This window comes from Gordonia jacobaea, from assembly GCF_001186365.1.
Classification (GTDB): Bacteria; Actinomycetota; Actinomycetes; order Mycobacteriales; family Mycobacteriaceae; genus Gordonia; species Gordonia jacobaea.
In genome coordinates, this window is the sequence record NZ_LDTZ01000021.1 from 58,318 (window position 1) to 72,798 (window position 14,481).

General features: G+C 65.1%; 14 protein-coding genes. 8 read left to right on the plus strand and 6 right to left on the minus strand.

Going from position 1 to position 14,481, the window contains the following annotated elements; all coding sequences use genetic code 11:
- Positions 1–37: 37 nt before the first annotated feature.
- Positions 38–940, minus strand: coding sequence for a MaoC family dehydratase (locus tag ABW18_RS17980; RefSeq protein ID WP_049700368.1), 903 nt, complete (start codon positions 938–940; stop codon positions 38–40).
- Positions 940–2,304 (minus strand): 3-oxoacyl-ACP reductase, encoded by a 1,365-nt coding sequence (locus ABW18_RS17985; RefSeq protein ID WP_049700470.1) that lies wholly within the window; start codon positions 2,302–2,304, stop codon positions 940–942. The genes ABW18_RS17980 and ABW18_RS17985 overlap by 1 nt, the downstream gene beginning before the upstream one ends.
- A gap of 161 nt (positions 2,305–2,465) precedes the next feature.
- Here ABW18_RS17985 and ABW18_RS17990 point away from each other — a divergent pair, with 161 nt between their 5' ends.
- Together ABW18_RS17990 and ABW18_RS17995 are read left to right on the plus strand one after the other, a co-directional pair.
- Complete coding sequence (locus tag ABW18_RS17990) at positions 2,466–3,761, plus strand: acetyl-CoA C-acetyltransferase (protein ID WP_049700369.1); 1,296 nt, start codon at positions 2,466–2,468, stop codon at positions 3,759–3,761.
- 239 nt (positions 3,762–4,000) lie between these two features.
- Positions 4,001–5,704: a VanW family protein gene (locus ABW18_RS17995; protein WP_235434432.1), complete on the plus strand. Its 1,704-nt coding sequence runs from the start codon at positions 4,001–4,003 to the stop codon at positions 5,702–5,704.
- An 86-nt stretch (positions 5,705–5,790) separates the two neighbouring features.
- Here ABW18_RS17995 and ABW18_RS18000 read toward each other — a convergent pair whose 3' ends face one another.
- Entirely contained in the window at positions 5,791–6,267 is a 477-nt protein-coding gene (locus tag ABW18_RS18000) for a hypothetical protein (protein ID WP_049700371.1), read from the minus strand.
- Positions 6,268–6,372: 105 nt separating this feature from the next.
- On the opposite strand from ABW18_RS18000, the gene ABW18_RS18005 reads away from it, so the two are divergent.
- From ABW18_RS18005 to ABW18_RS18015, 3 genes are all read left to right on the plus strand, one after another.
- Positions 6,373–6,942 (plus strand): TetR/AcrR family transcriptional regulator, encoded by a 570-nt coding sequence (locus ABW18_RS18005; RefSeq protein WP_049700372.1) that lies wholly within the window; start codon positions 6,373–6,375, stop codon positions 6,940–6,942.
- A gap of 78 nt (positions 6,943–7,020) precedes the next feature.
- Positions 7,021–7,797, plus strand: a complete 777-nt coding sequence (locus ABW18_RS18010) for an SDR family NAD(P)-dependent oxidoreductase (protein WP_049700373.1) — start codon at positions 7,021–7,023, stop codon at positions 7,795–7,797.
- 136 nt (positions 7,798–7,933) lie between these two features.
- Complete coding sequence (locus ABW18_RS18015) at positions 7,934–8,386, plus strand: SRPBCC family protein (protein WP_235434433.1); 453 nt, start codon at positions 7,934–7,936, stop codon at positions 8,384–8,386.
- 251 nt (positions 8,387–8,637) lie between these two features.
- Here ABW18_RS18015 and ABW18_RS18020 read toward each other — a convergent pair whose 3' ends face one another.
- From ABW18_RS18020 to ABW18_RS18030, 3 genes are all read right to left on the minus strand, one after another.
- Positions 8,638–10,470, minus strand: coding sequence for an acyl-CoA dehydrogenase (locus ABW18_RS18020; protein ID WP_005209041.1), 1,833 nt, complete (start codon positions 10,468–10,470; stop codon positions 8,638–8,640).
- A 225-nt stretch (positions 10,471–10,695) separates the two neighbouring features.
- The gene (locus ABW18_RS18025) at positions 10,696–11,466 is read right to left on the minus strand and encodes a deoxyribonuclease IV (protein WP_049700374.1); all 771 of its coding nucleotides are present in this window, start codon (positions 11,464–11,466) and stop codon (positions 10,696–10,698) included.
- A 90-nt stretch (positions 11,467–11,556) separates the two neighbouring features.
- Positions 11,557–11,769, minus strand: coding sequence for a hypothetical protein (locus tag ABW18_RS18030; RefSeq protein WP_049700375.1), 213 nt, complete (start codon positions 11,767–11,769; stop codon positions 11,557–11,559).
- A gap of 287 nt (positions 11,770–12,056) precedes the next feature.
- Here ABW18_RS18030 and ABW18_RS18035 point away from each other — a divergent pair, with 287 nt between their 5' ends.
- The 3 genes from ABW18_RS18035 (at position 12,057) to ABW18_RS18045 (ending at position 14,385) form a co-directional block, all read left to right on the plus strand.
- On the plus strand, positions 12,057–13,154 hold the full coding sequence (locus ABW18_RS18035) for a phosphatase PAP2 family protein (RefSeq protein ID WP_049700376.1): 1,098 nt from the start codon (positions 12,057–12,059) through the stop codon (positions 13,152–13,154).
- A 28-nt stretch (positions 13,155–13,182) separates the two neighbouring features.
- Positions 13,183–13,611 carry a hypothetical protein gene (locus ABW18_RS18040; protein WP_235434434.1) on the plus strand — a complete coding sequence of 143 codons (429 nt, stop codon included), beginning with the start codon at positions 13,183–13,185 and terminating at the stop codon, positions 13,609–13,611.
- A 69-nt stretch (positions 13,612–13,680) separates the two neighbouring features.
- On the plus strand, positions 13,681–14,385 hold the full coding sequence (locus ABW18_RS18045; RefSeq protein WP_083444456.1) for a DUF305 domain-containing protein: 705 nt from the start codon (positions 13,681–13,683) through the stop codon (positions 14,383–14,385).
- The last annotated feature ends 96 nt before the right edge of the window (positions 14,386–14,481 follow it).

Consider the following 14,481-nt stretch of genomic DNA (forward strand, 5'->3'; position numbering starts at 1 on the left):
GAGTGCGGGCGGCGGTGTCGTGTCGGGTGGGCGCTGCTCAGGCGTCTCGCGTGGTGGCGGTCAGGTACGGATATCCCTTGCGCCGGTTGAGAATTGCGATGTCGAAGTTGCCGGACGATTTCCCGCCGACCCCGTCGATGCGTCGAACATAGAGGTTGACCTTCGCCGGAAGCAGGATCGGCTTGCCCCACTTCACCGCGTAGGTGACGTGGTCTGGCAGCTGTGGCTCGACGTTGGCGATTGCCGCTGCGGCACTCCACATTCCGTGCGCGATGGCCTTGGGGAAGCCGAAAGCCTTGGCGCTCAGGTCGCTCATGTGGATCGGGTTGCGGTCGCCCGATGCCGCGGCGTACTCGCGGATGCGGCCGAGATCAACCGACAGGATCGCGTTCGGCGGTGGCGGAGCCTGCTCACGCGGCGCGGGGCCGCGAGGTTCGTCGGACAGGCTGGTGCGCTGCTGCGAGAGGAACGTCGCCACCTGGCGCGTGACCGGCTCGGTGCCGACGCTGAACTCCGACACCATGTCGACGAGAATGCCCTTGCGGTGTTCGCGCAGATTCTCGGCATGCGTCTCGATGGTCAGCGGCTCGTCGACGCCGATCGGACGGAACCGCTCGACGGTGTTCTCCAGATGCACCGAACCGACTGCGCCGAAAGGGAAGTCGCCGTCGGTCATGATCTTCATCGCGAGCGGGAACTGCAGCACGAACGGGTACGTGATCGGCAGCACCGGACCGAACTGCTGGCCCGTCGCGAGCGTGTACGCCTGCAGTCGATCCGGGTCGACACGCACGTTCTCGAGGCGATACCGCCTGTCCGGTAGCGGAGTATCGGGACGCACCGGTCCCGACTTGCCGATCACCGGGAGCATCGCGGTGACAGCCTTCGAGTACACGTCGAGCGTGCTCGGCGGGCCGTCGAGTGTGATCGTCTTGCTCATCAGGCCCCCAGGAATCCCTGGCCGCAGACGCGAACCACGTTGCCGGTGATGGCATTGCTCGCCGGGTTGGCGAAGTAGGCGACGGTCTCCGCGACGTCGACGGTCTGGCCACCCTGCTGCAGCGAGCTCATCAGTCGTCCGGCCTCACGGGTGGCGAGCGGAATCGCCGCGGTCATCTTGGTCTCGATGAAGCCCGGTGCCACCGCGTTGATGGTGATGCCCTTCTTCTTGAGAATCGGCGAGTACGCGTCGACGAGGCCGATGACACCGGCCTTCGACGCGCCGTAGTTGGTCTGGCCGCGGTTGCCCGCGATGCCCGCGATGGAGCTGACGTCGACGACCGCACCGCCCGAGCGCAACGCATCCTTCTCGACGAGCGCGTTGACAAGTGACTGCGGCGCAACGAGATTGACCGAGATCACCGAGTTCCAGCGGCCCTCATCCATGTTGGCGAGCAGCTTGTCGCGGGTGATTCCGGCGTTGTTGACGATGATGTCGATACCGCCGTGACGCTCGAGTGCGTGCTCGGCGAGCTTGCTGCCCGCGTCGGGTGCGCTCACGTCGAGCGGGAATGCCGTTCCGTTGACCTTGTTCGCGGTCTCGGCGAGTGCTTCACCGGCGGCGGGGATGTCGGCGCAGATGACGTGGGCGCCGTCGCGCGCCAGCACCTCGGCGATGGTCGCGCCGATGCCGCGCGCGGCACCGGTGACAACCGCGACCTTGCCGTCGAGCGGCTTGTCCCAGTTCGACGGTGCGACCGAATCGTCGGCGTCGACGCGAATCACCTGGGCGTCGACGAACGCCGACTTGGCCGAGAGCACGAAGCGCAGCGTCGACTCGAGTCCCGTGACACCGGTCTTGGCGTCGGGGGAGACGTAGACGAGTTGAACGGTCGAACCCTTCAGCAGTTCCTTGCCGAGCGAGCGTGTGAAGCCCTCCAGCGCGCGCTGGGCGACATGCTCGTCGGGGTCGTCGATCAGCTCGGGAGTGGTGCCGAGCACGACGAATCGCGCGCAGGCCGCCGTCGAGCGCATGACCGGCTGGAAGAACTCGTACAGCGCGCTGAGGTCGGCTGCCTTCTTGATGCCCGTCGCGTCGAAGACCAGACCGCCGTACTTGTCGGCGCTGCGACCCGTGGTCGCGTTGTGGATCAGGGTGTAGTCAGGAGTGGAGAGGATCTCGCGGATCGGCTCCACGAGTCGGCCGTTGCCGCCGAGCAGCACCGGGCCCGGAAGTGGGGGCTCCGACGGCTTGTACCGACGCAGGGTCGGGGGCACCGGGAGTCCTGCCTGCTTGGCAATGAACGATCCGGGGCCGGAATGGACAAAACTCGAATACAGACCGGCGGTTCCGTTGGAAGCCACGTGAATCTCCTCTGATCGTGATGTGCGGCTCATGTGCAGGTGAATCGATGAGTCGGTTGTCGGGTAGTCGACGGACCCGGGGTCCGAAGCAGTTCGACAACTAACTTACTCTGGAGTAAGAATACGCTATAAGTGTCAACCCTCATCCCTGGGAGATCCAAGTGGCTTACACACCCAAGACTCGCGACGAGCGTCCGGTCGCGATCCTCGGCGGCAACCGCATTCCGTTCGCGCGTCAGGACAAGGCATACGCCAAGGTCGGCAACCAAGACATGTTCACCGCGGCCATCGATGGCCTGGTCGGCCGCTTCAACCTCCAGGGTGAGCGCCTCGGCATGGTCGCGGGCGGTGCGGTCCTCAAGCACTCTCGTGATTTCAATCTCATCCGCGAATGTGTGCTCGGCTCGCCGCTGTCGCCGTACACCCCCGCCTTCGACATCCAGCAGGCGTGCGGCACCGGTCTGCAGGCGATCACCGCTGTCGCGGACGGCATCGCGCGCGGACGATACGACGTCGCCGTCGGTGGCGGCGTCGACACCACGTCCGACGCCCCGATCGGTGTCTCCGAGGACCTTCGTCTGTCGCTGCTGGAGGTCAACCGTGCGCGGTCGCCCAAGGACCAGGTGCTCGGGATTCTGAAGGCGCTGCCCAATCTGGGTATCGAGATCCCCAAGAACGGCGAGCCGCGCACCGGCATGTCGATGGGCGAGCACGCGGCCATCACCGCCAAGGAATTCGGCATCAAGCGCGCCGACCAGGACGAACTGGCCGCGGCGAGCCACCAGAAGATGGCAGCCGCGTACGACGCGGGCTTCTTCGACGACCTCATCACCCCGTACCAGGGCCTGATCCGCGACCAGAACCTGCGCGGCGACTCGACCGTCGAGAAGCTCGCCAAGCTCAAGCCGGTCTTCGGTGTCTCGCTGGGCGACGCCACGATGACCGCGGGTAACTCGACGCCGCTCACCGACGGTGCGTCGACCGTGCTGCTGTCGTCCGACGAGTGGGCACAGGAGAAGGGCCTGCCGGTGCTGGCCTACTTCGTCGACTCCGAGACAGCGGCCGTCGACTACGTCAACGGTCCCGACGGACTGCTCATGGCTCCCACCTACGCGATCCCGCGTCTGCTCAAGCGCAATGGCCTGACGCTGCAGGACTTCGACTTCTACGAGATCCACGAGGCGTTCGCGTCGGTCGTGCTCGCGACGCTGCAGGCGTTCGAGAGCGAGGAGTACTGCAAGGAGCGCCTCGGGCTCGACTCCGCGCTCGGCTCGATCGACCGCAGCAAGCTCAACGTCAACGGCTCCTCGCTGGCTGCGGGCCATCCGTTCGCGGCGACCGGTGGTCGGATCGTGGCTCAGGCCGCCAAGCAGATCAAGGCCAACGGTGGCGGTCGTGCACTCATCTCGATCTGCGCCGCGGGCGGCCAGGGCGTCACCGCGATCATCGAGGGCTGAGTTCTTCCCCGATCGATCGAGTCTCCCCTCCCGTCAGATTCGTCAAAGGTTTTCCAACCGAGATGTAACGAATCGGAATGCAGGGTAGATATACGTGTTAGCTCCGGTTGAGCTGTCAGACCCCCGACCCGACAGCTCATCCGGAGCGCCTGCTTTTCCCAGGTCAGATGCTCTCATCTGCAGAGTGAGACCTGATGGAGTCAGCGGAGCCCACCTCGCCCGCGTCTGAAATGTCCTGTATGACTGACAAAGTGTTCCCCGCCTCCGCACGTCGACGACGTATGGGGGCGCGGCTGATCACGGGTGTGGTGCTTCTCACATCGCTGGTTTTGGCCGTCGATCTGGTCGTCACGAACTCACATTCGGCGCGTGGCGCGACCACAGCGGGCCTCGACGTCGGCAACCTCTCACGCACGCAGTTGACCCCGTCGCTCACGCAATTACAGAAGCGAGCCGCGCAGCCCGTCACCGTCAGGACCCCGTCGGGGACCGCGGTGGTGGCGCCGCACGAACTCGGACTCACCTTCGACGCCGATGCGACCGCCGAGCGTCTGATGCGGCAACCGCGCAGCCTCTTCGACCGCGTGGCGTCGTTGTTCGGACGCACACGCGACGTCGAACCGGTCGTCGACGTCGATCGGGCGCGCTTGAACGCGACGCTCGATGCGCGCAAGGCCGATCTGGAGAAGGCCGCCGTCGAGGGTGGTGTTCGTTACCGCGGTGCCACTCCGGTCGCGGAGATGCCGAGCAAGGGGCTCCGCGTCGTGCGCGAGGGTGCTGCCGACGAGTTGGCCGACCATTGGCTCGACGACACCGGTCCGATCGATCTCCCCATGGAGCCGTTCTCGCCGACGGTGTCGGCCGACACGGTGCGTCGAACAGTCGACGGCCCGGCCACCCGCGCGACGTCGGCGTCGCTGGCCGTCACGGGAACCGACGGGGCGCGGACGCGGTTGAGCCCCGACGATCTGGGCGCAGTGCTGCGCTTTGTGGCCGACGGTCGCGGTGGACTCGTAGTCCGCGCCGACGAGAAGGCGGTGTCCAAACGTGTGGGCGCAGACCTGGGCCGTACCGAGCGAGCACCCGTCAGCGCGACGTTCCGGTTGAGCGGCGGCAGCCCGCAGGTGGTGCCCGCCCGCGACGGCGCACGGATCGACTGGCGAAAGACGACACAGACCATCGTCGACGCCGCGCTGGCCGACGATCGGCCCGACACGGTGAGCGCCACCTACCTGGTGCGCACACCGAAGGTGACGACCGACAAGGCCAAGAGTCTCGGTGTGAAGGAAGTGGTCTCGGAGTTCACCACGGGCGGCTTCTCGTCGGCGTCGGGCGAGAACATCAGGCTGGTGGCCGAGCAGGTCGACGGTGCCGTGGTGCTGCCGGGCGAGACGTTCTCGCTCAACTCCTACACCGGTCCACGCGGTGAGGCGCAGGGCTACGTGACGTCGACGATCATCGATCACGGCAGGCCGTCGAAAGCGGTCGGCGGTGGGATTTCGCAGTTCGCGACGACGCTGTACAACGCGTCGTACTTCGCAGGCCTCGAAGACGTCGACCACACCGAGCACAGCTACTACATCTCGCGTTATCCGGAGGCGCGTGAGGCGACAGTCTTCGAAGGCGCGATCGACCTCGTCTTCCGAAACAACACCCGCCACGGAATCCTGATCGAGACCGGCTGGACGACCTCGGGTGTGACCGTACGCATGTGGAGCACCAAGACGGTCGACGTCGAGTCGATCACCGGCGACCGCTACGCCTACACCTCACCCTCGGTGGTGGAGTTGCCGCGCGGCGACGACTGCTTGGCCGACAACGGGATTCGCGGCTTCACGACGTCGAACACGCGGGTCATCTCCGACGCCGCCACCGGCGCCGAGATCAGCAGGCACACCCGCACGGTGAAGTACGACCCCGAGCCGATCGTCCGCTGCGTCTGACCGTCGACCGTGCGCTCGAGACTGCCGACTGGGCGCTCGAGACCGTCGACTGGGCATCTCGCGCCGGGTATCTCGCGCCAGGAATTTCACGCCAGGGCTACGGCGACCACGAGCGCGACGAGTGCTGTCGTCTGCAGTGAGATGCGCGCCGGAAGCAGGGAATCCCAACGGGTTTGGAGTTCGCGAGCGTCGTCGGGCAGGGTTCCGCCCAGTGCGGCCGCCTTCTGCAGGGTGTTGATCGGCTTGGCCGCAGTTGCGTAGAGGCCCAGCCACAGCACCAATGCGATGGTGGCGACGAGCGTTGCGACTGCGGCGGCGTAGTGAGCAGTGATCAGCGAAATCACTGATGCGACAACAGCACTCACCAGGCCGGTGATGCCGGCGACGGGCAGCCGTCGGTCGCCGAAGTAGTGGCCCCAGCCTGCGACGGACGTCATCGTCGCATCGTCGAGCTTGGCAAGCACCGACTTCATGATGACGCCACCGAAGACGTCGATGCCGTAGATGATCGCGTTGGTGAGGATCGAGATCCCGGCGACGATCTGGATGATTGCTGAACTCATGACCTGCTCCTGATGGGGTGCCTATTCCGACGACCTGTCATGAATCTAACAGCGATAGATGTACATATCAATGACAGTTTCGGATGACGATGATAAATTGAAGCCATGGGTGCTCAGGAACGGCGTGCACGTGAGCGGGCAGCTCGGCACGAGAAGGTGATCGACGCAGCGCGGACGCTCGCCGAACGCGAGGGATGGGCAGCGGTCACGACGCGGCGGCTCGCCGACGAGATCGAATACACCCCGCCCGTCCTGTATCAGCACTTTCCCGACGGTCGCGACGGGATCGTGACTGCCGTTGCGCTGCAGGGATTTTCAGAGTTTGCGCGCGCCGCTGACGCTGCGCTTGCCAACGTCGACGAGCCGGTCGCGGCGCTGGTGGACTGCTATGTCGCCTTCGCCGAGAAGCATCCGGCCACCTACGAGGCGATGTTCGCGTTACCTGTCGGTGTCACGTTCGCTGCCGACGACACCCCGGAGGTCATGCGTGATGCGTTCGCGCCGTTCCTGCGCGCGCTGGGCGCGGATGAACCAGACGTCGGTGTCAACGCCGAGTTGCTGTGGTCATCCCTGCACGGCATGTGCACGCTCGCGCGTCAGCACCGCCTCGATCCCGCGCTGGTCTCCCAGCGACGCGACCGTCTCGTCGCGATGTTCACCGATCGGGCGCCGTGAACCTCTGAGGATCCGCGCTCCCGAGCGATCGCTCGGCCCCACTGTTATCCGCGACACAGTACGTCGTAGGCTGTCGACGTGGATATCAACGGAGCAAGTGCAATCGTGACGGGTGGGGCGTCGGGCATCGGCGCCGCAGTGGTTCGCCAGTTGGCTGCCAAGGGCGCGAAGGTCGTCGTCGCCGACCTCAACGCCGACAAGGGTGGACTGCTGGCCAAGGAAGTGGGCGGCGAGTTCGTCTCGGTCGACGTCACCGACACCGCCGAGATCGAAACCGCTGTCAACCAGGCGAGCGAGCTCGGCCCGCTCCGCGTGCTGGTCAACTCGGCGGGCATCGGCTGGGCGCAGCGCACCGTCGGCAAGGACGGCGAGTTCGCGTCGGCGCACAACCTCGACGCATACAAGAAGGTCATCGCGATCAACCTGATCGGCACCTTCGACGCCATTCGTCTCGCGGCCACCGCGATGAGCCGCCTCGAGCCCACCGAGACCGGTGAGCGCGGCGCGATCGTCTCCATGGCCAGTGTCGCGGCATTCGACGGCCAGATCGGTCAGGCCGCCTACTCGTCGTCGAAGGGTGGCGTCGTGGGCATGACGCTCCCGGTCGCACGCGACCTGTCGGCTGTCGGCATCCGCGTCAACACCGTGGCTCCCGGCCTGATCGACACCCCGATCTACGGCTCGGGCCCCGACTCCGAGGCATTCAAGGCCAACCTCGGCAAGAACGTCCTGTTCCCGAAGCGACTCGGCGAACCGGACGAGCTCGCCTCGATGGTCATCGAATTGGTCAGCAACTCTTACATGAACGCCGAGGTCGTCCGCGTCGACGGCGGCATCCGGATGCCACCGAAGTAGTAGACGGCGTCGGGGTCACCCCGGACCACTCTCACAGGGCGAGAACTCCCACCGCACGAGTCGGCGGTGGGAGTTCTCGCGTCTCGAGCTGGTGTCAGCCCTGGCCGATGCAGTGTGCGCGGATCACACTGGACCCGTGGGCGATCCGCGCTTCTTCCGGATGACGAGTCGCTGGCGTCTGCCCTTCGCCCGAACGGCGGTCTTCGACGCGTTGGCCGACGCCGATGCCTACCCGACGTGGTGGCCGCAGGTTCACGACGTCCACCGCGTCGACGAACGGTCGGGCACTGCGAGGCTGCGTTCGCTTCTCCCGATGTCGTTGTACGTCAGTGCGGTCGAAGAAGTTCGCGACCCCCGACGCGGAATCCTCCGCGCGACCCTTACCGGTGATCTCGTCGGCTGGAGTCAGTGGTGTGTGTCGCAGACATACGACATCACCACCGCAGACTTCACTCAGGAAGTGTTGCTCCGCAAGAAGACCCCCGCCTGGCTACTGACAGCGTGTCGTCCGCTGTTGGCGCTCAACCACTCTCACATGATGCGCGCGGGCAACAACGGTCTGATTCGACGACTCGGTGAGGCCGGCTGAACTCCACGCGGACTGATCGATCCGCGGCGTTGCCGGGTGCCGGCTGCTACTCGGATCTGGAGAATGTGTGTCCAATCGATAAAAGTGGGTGCTGCAGCACCCACATCCTTCGATTCAACACACATTCAGGCCCTGTCTGCAGCGGTGCTGGCCGACCGGCCGGAAAAGCCCCAGGACAAATACCGCGGCCCCGCAACCGAATCCGGTTGCGGGGCCGCAGTATTGGTTTGTGACGCTTGTCGATCAGCGGATCAGAAAGCCGCTTCGTCGAGCTCCATCACGTCGTTGTCGATGTTCTCGACGACGCCGCGGACCGAGGTCAGCAGCGGCAGCATGTTCTTGGCGAAGAAGCTCGCAACCGCGACCTTGCCGTCGTAGAACGCCTTGTCGCCATCGGCGGCACCCTCGTCGAGCTTGGTCAGTGCGACCTCGGCCTGCTTGAGCAGCAGCCAGCCGATGAGCAGATCGCCGACGGCCATGAGGTAGCGCACCGAGCCGAGGCCGACCTTGTAGAGCTGCGTCGCGTCTTCCTGCGCACCCATGAGGTAGCCGGTCAGCGTTGCGGTCATCGACTGCACGTCCTCGAGTGCGGTCTTCAGCAGCGCGCGCTCGGTCTTGAGGCGACCGTTGCCGGCCTCCGAGTCGATGAACGTCTGGATCTGGCCCGCGACGTGTGCGAGAGCCTGGCCCTTGTCGCGAATGATCTTGCGGAAGAAGAAGTCCTGCGCCTGGATGGCCGTGGTGCCCTCGTAGAGCGAGTCGATCTTCGAGTCACGGATGTACTGCTCGACCGGGTAGTCCTGCAGGAAGCCGGAGCCGCCGTAGGTCTGCAGCGACTCGGTCAGCGTGCCGTAGGCGCGCTCGGAGCCGACGCCCTTGACGATCGGCAGGAGCAGGTCGTTGACGCGGTGAGCCATGGCGGCATCGGCGCCGGAGACGATCTGGGCAGCAGCCTCGTCCTGGTGCGACGCGGTGTACAGGTACACGGCGCGCAGACCCTCTGCGTATGCCTTCTGGGTCATCAGCGCACGACGCACGTCCGGGTGATGCGTGATGGTCACGCGCGGAGCGGTCTTGTCGGTCATCTGGGTCATGTCGGCACCCTGGACACGCTCCTTGGCGTAGTCGAGTGCGTTGAGGTAACCGGTCGATAGGGTCGAGATCGCCTTGGTGCCCACCATCATTCGAGCGTGCTCGATGACGTCGAACATCTGCGCAATGCCCTTGTGGACCTCGCCGACGAGCCAGCCCTTGGCCGGAACGCCGTGCTGACCGAAGGTGACCTCACACGTGGCCGAGACCTTCAGGCCCATCTTGTGCTCGACGTTGGTGACGAAGACGCCGTTGCGCTCACCGAGCTCGCCGGTCTCGTGGTCGAAGTGGAACTTCGGAACGAAGAACAGCGAGAGGCCCTTGGTGCCGGGGCCCGCGCCCTCGGGGCGAGCGAGTACCAGGTGGAAGAGGTTCTCGGTCATGTCCTGATCGCCCGAGGTGATGAAGCGCTTCACACCGTCGATGTGCCAGGTGCCGTCTTCCTGCTCCGTTGCCTTGGTGCGGCCTGCGCCGACATCCGATCCGGCGTCGGGCTCGGTCAGCACCATGGTGGCGCCCCAGCCGCGCTCGGCGCAGATCTGCGCCCACTTCTTCTGCTCGTCGGTGCCGTTGTCGTAGAAGATCTCCGAGAATCCTGCGCCCGCGGAGTACATGAACAGCGCGGGGTTGGCGCCGAGGATCATCTCGCCGAGCGCCCAGTACAGCGAACGCGGAGCGGGCATGCCGCCGAGGTCCTCGTGCAGACCGACCTTGTCCCAGCCGGCCTCGATGTAGGCGTTGTACGACTTCTTGAACGCCTCGGGGATCGTGACGCTGTGCGTCTCGGGGTCGAAGGTCGGGGGATTGCGGTCGCCCTCGGCGAACGAATCGGCGATGACGCCCTCTGCCAGGTTCTTCACCTCGCGGAGCATGTCGACAGCGGTCTCGTGGTCGAGATCGCCGAACTCTCCGGACTCGAGGACCTTGTCGAGTTCGAACACGTCGAAGAGGTTGAACTGCAGGTCGCGCATATTGCTCTTGTAATGACCCATTGCTGGTTCCTTCTACTAGACCTGGCATATAAGCCGCGGGCTGACGATCGTCGGGAGTGCCGAGGTGAGCGTCGGGAAAGCGCATGATCTGGACGTTGACGCGGACACCAAGTTACTCGCCAGTAACCCCAGTTTACCGCGAGGCGCAACACACTCACAACCTCAGCGCATGTGAGCGTGCTCGCAATTGCAAGCAGTGCGGTAAGAAGTCTCGACGCAGGTCGGTCAGAGACCTCCGCGCAGGTAGGACAGGTCGGCGGGTATGCCTTCCGCGGGTGTTTCCAGAATCAGTGGCGCGTCGGCGATGCGGGCGACCTCGACGAGGACGTCGGGATCGATGTGACCCGACTCCAGATTCGCGTGGCGGTCGCGGCCCGAGTCGAACTCGTCGCGCGAGTTGTTCAGGTGAACCAGGTCGATACGGCCGGTGATGGCACGCACGCGCTCGACCAGTCCGACGAGGTCTTCGCCGCCGGCCCACGCGTGGCAGGTATCGAGACAGAATCCGGCCTGCTCGAAATCGCCGACCGCATCCCATAGCCGGTCGATGGCCTCGAGGGTTCTGGCCATGGCGTGATCGCCGCCCGCGGTGTTCTCGATGAGGATCGGAACACCGAAGCCGCCCTTGTCCTGCTGACGGTCGAAAAGCTTGCGCCAGTTGGCAAATCCCTCTGCGGCGTCTTCACCATCGCGAAGGTGGCCGCCATGAACGACGAGGCCGAAGGCCCCCAGCTCGGCTGCGGCGTCGGCTTGCTGTTCGACGGCCTTGCGGGACGGCATCCGGAGTCGGTTGTTCAGACTCGCGACGTTGATCTGATAGCTCGAATGGACGACGACGTCGATGGGCGACTCACGGATCTGCTGGGCCTCCGGATGTGGCTGAGGCTTCTTCCAGCTCTGCGGGTCGGTGACGAACATCTGGAAGACGTCGATACCGAGTTCTTCTGCGGTCTCGAGTGGTGCGGCGTCTTCACGCAGGTGGGCTCCGATGCGCATGACGCCAACGATAGTGAACCGCTCGCTGGCGACTTTCGCGGGCAGCCTGGCGCGTGCGCAGTCGTGGCAACTGCTCAGTCGTGCGTGTGCTCAGTCGCCGAGTCCCGGCTCGGTTTCGATGGTGATCGGAACGCCGCTGGCGATCAACAGCCGACACGGCGCCTCGGTGTCGCGGTAGAGGTGTAGCCACTCGTGACCCGAGCCGTGCTCGTAGACCTTGTCCAGTGCGCGGTTGAGTCGGGCCTCCGCCTCTTTGGTGATCAGGTAGCGCTGATCGCCGTAGCGGAGAAAACGATTGGGCATGAAACCTCCCGGCGCCTACTGCCACATCGCTGTGATGCGTATCACCAGTCTAGGAAGTCTTTGCTGTGGATGCGCCATCAACGGGTGGCAAACACCCCGTAACCGTCCGGTGTTCACTAGGCTGACAAACAGTTAAGGATGGACGTCGTTCCATCGTGTTTGTCGAGTGCGATGCGTCAGCATCTCATTCGACCGATGGAATCAGGATTGTCCGCTTGAGCGTAGAAGACGCGGTACGGCCTCCGAGGCGAGGCGCAGGCGACGACGATTCGGACGAGCCGGCAACCATGGCGCCTGTTCTCGACGACGTCGCCGACGCTGCGGAACTCGAAGCCGAGCCGGAGAAGCGGCGCGACCTGACCATGGTCAGACGCATCGCCATCGTGGCGTGGGTTGCGTTCATGGCCTACGAATTCTCCGTCTACGGCCTCGCCTTCGACCGCACGCGCCTGATCGTGCTGCTGTGTCTCGGGCTGTTCGCCGCGAGTATCGGCCGCCGTCGAGCGATCACCGTGCTCCTCGACTGGGCGCCGTTCGCGCTCATTCTGATTCTCTACGACTGGACGCGGGACGTCGCGCGGATCGTCGACATGCCGACGCACTGGCACCTCGCCGCCGACGTCGACCGTGCGATGTTCGGCGTGGTGCCGACAGTCTGGCTGCAGGGCCACCTGAAAGAAGCGTCGGCGCCGTGGTGGGAGATCGTCACCAGCGTCGTCTACATGTCGTACTTCGTGGTGCCGTACGCCGTCGCCGCTGTGCTGTGGTTGCGCGACCGTTCGTCGTGGCGTCGTTTTGCGGCGTGCTTCGTGGCAGCGACGTTCCTCGGACTTGTCGGCTACACGCTTGTGCCTGCCGCGCCGCCCTGGGCTGCTGCACGGTGCACCGCGGAGCAGGTTGTCGACGGTCCGCGCGACGCAGAGTGCATGACGACACCTGAGGCGACGACGCCGGGCGGCATCCTCGGTCCGACCGACCCGCAGCATCCGGGTGCGCAACCCTACGTCGAGCGCATTTCGGCGCGCGGCTGGGAGTACCTCAATATCCACGTGGCGTCGAACCTGATCGAGGTGGGACAGGGCAAAGCCAACCTGGTCGCGGCGATCCCGTCGCTGCACGCGGGCCTGACGATGCTGCTTGCCCTGTTCATGTGGCCACGGGTGAAAGCTCTGGGCAAAACGCTGTTCATGGGCTACGCGTTCGCGATGGCGTTCACGCTCGTCTACACCGCGGAGCACTACGTCTTCGACATATTGCTCGGATGGGCACTGGCCGCGTTCGTGATCGCCGTCTACACGCTGATCGACCGCCGATTCATCCTCCCGCGTCAACGACGCCGCGCCGAGCAGGAGAGCGCCGAGCAGGAAAGCGGCGCGGCAGCCTGAGCGCTCACGCGCCGGTATTCTGGTCGCCGTGGCCGCATCGCGTAGACGGGTGAGTGGTCGCCGACGTTTCGTACAGCGCTTGGCGGCGAGGCCCGCACGTATTGGATTCGCGGGCCTCCTCGTGTTTGCCGTCGTCGTGATGCACGGCCTCCTCGGCCCGACCCATGCCGAGTCCCGCGCGATGCCTCCCGCGCACGCCGAGATACAGATGATGCAGTCGGCTGGTGCCGACGCGGGCATGTCGTCTGGCGATCACTGCGCCGTCCTCGGGCACCACTGTCTGTCGCTGCGCGCCATCGACTTTCCCACCATCGAGCCCGCGATCGTCGCAATCCTGGTGTTCGCCGCACTACTGCTCGCGATGGCTGCGGTATGGATGCCGGCTGTTCGCCAGCTCGGCCGTCCGCCTCCGTGGGCGATCCGTGATCACTTGTGTCTGAACGTGATTCGCTGCTGATTCGACGACGCCAGGTCCCGCTTGCACCGGGGCCGAGTCCAGCAGGTCACCACAGACAAGGAAACCAGTATGTCCAGCAACACAATTCGTCGTACCCGCATGCTCGCTGCCTGCGCTGGTGTCGCCGTAATCGTCGGGATCGCGGGCTGTTCGACGTCCGAGAGCGGGTCTGACAGCGCATCCGGTGAGGCGTCGTCGACCAGTGCGGACGCGAGCCGAAACGCCTCGTCATCGCAGAGTGCGTCGGCCGAATCGACCACGCACAACGCCGCCGACGTGACGTTCAACCAGATGATGATCCCCCATCATCAGCAGGCCATCGCCATGGCCGATCTCGTACCGTCGCGCACCGACAACACCGCGGTTCGCGAGTTGGCGACGCAGATCAAGAACGCCCAACAACCCGAGATCAACCAGATGACCGAGCGGTTGAGGTCGTGGGGTGTCTCGACAACTCCCGAATTGCAGAGCGCCCAGGACCACGGCTCCATGGATCACGGCTCTATGGACCACGGTTCGATGGATATGGGTGACGGTGCCGGGGGCATGGGCATGATGTCCGAGCAGGAGATGACTGCCATGGAGAATGCGCGCGGCCAGGAGTTCGACACGCTCTGGCTGAACGGAATGATCGCGCATCACCAGGGCGCTATCGACATGGCCAAGACCGAGCTGGCCGACGGGATCGACCCTGCGTCGCGAGCGCTTGCCGAGCAGATCACCACGTCGCAGCAAGCCGAGATCGACCGCATGCGCTCAATGCTCGGTCAGTGAATTCGACGGCCCGATCGGCGAGTAGGTCGGCGACCGGGTCGGGAATGATTCGGCCGTGAGAAGAGTCGACGGTCGGTGGGTGCACGCGGTGCGCTC

Excerpts from the sequence above, each read along its gene's own strand:
- ABW18_RS17980 (WP_049700368.1), bottom strand. The coding sequence starts at position 940 with ATGAGCAAGACGATCACACTCGACGGCCCGCCGAGCACGCTCGACGTG.
- ABW18_RS17995 (WP_235434432.1), top strand. The coding sequence starts at position 4,001 with ATGACTGACAAAGTGTTCCCCGCCTCCGCACGTCGACGACGTATGGGG.
- ABW18_RS18000 (WP_049700371.1), bottom strand. The coding sequence starts at position 6,267 with ATGAGTTCAGCAATCATCCAGATCGTCGCCGGGATCTCGATCCTCACC.
- ABW18_RS18005 (WP_049700372.1), top strand. The coding sequence starts at position 6,373 with ATGGGTGCTCAGGAACGGCGTGCACGTGAGCGGGCAGCTCGGCACGAG.
- ABW18_RS18020 (WP_005209041.1), bottom strand. The coding sequence starts at position 10,470 with ATGGGTCATTACAAGAGCAATATGCGCGACCTGCAGTTCAACCTCTTC.
- ABW18_RS18025 (WP_049700374.1), bottom strand. The coding sequence starts at position 11,466 with ATGCGCATCGGAGCCCACCTGCGTGAAGACGCCGCACCACTCGAGACC.
- ABW18_RS18030 (WP_049700375.1), bottom strand. The coding sequence starts at position 11,769 with ATGCCCAATCGTTTTCTCCGCTACGGCGATCAGCGCTACCTGATCACC.
- ABW18_RS18035 (WP_049700376.1), top strand. The coding sequence starts at position 12,057 with ATGGCGCCTGTTCTCGACGACGTCGCCGACGCTGCGGAACTCGAAGCC.
- ABW18_RS18045 (WP_083444456.1), top strand. The coding sequence starts at position 13,681 with ATGTCCAGCAACACAATTCGTCGTACCCGCATGCTCGCTGCCTGCGCT.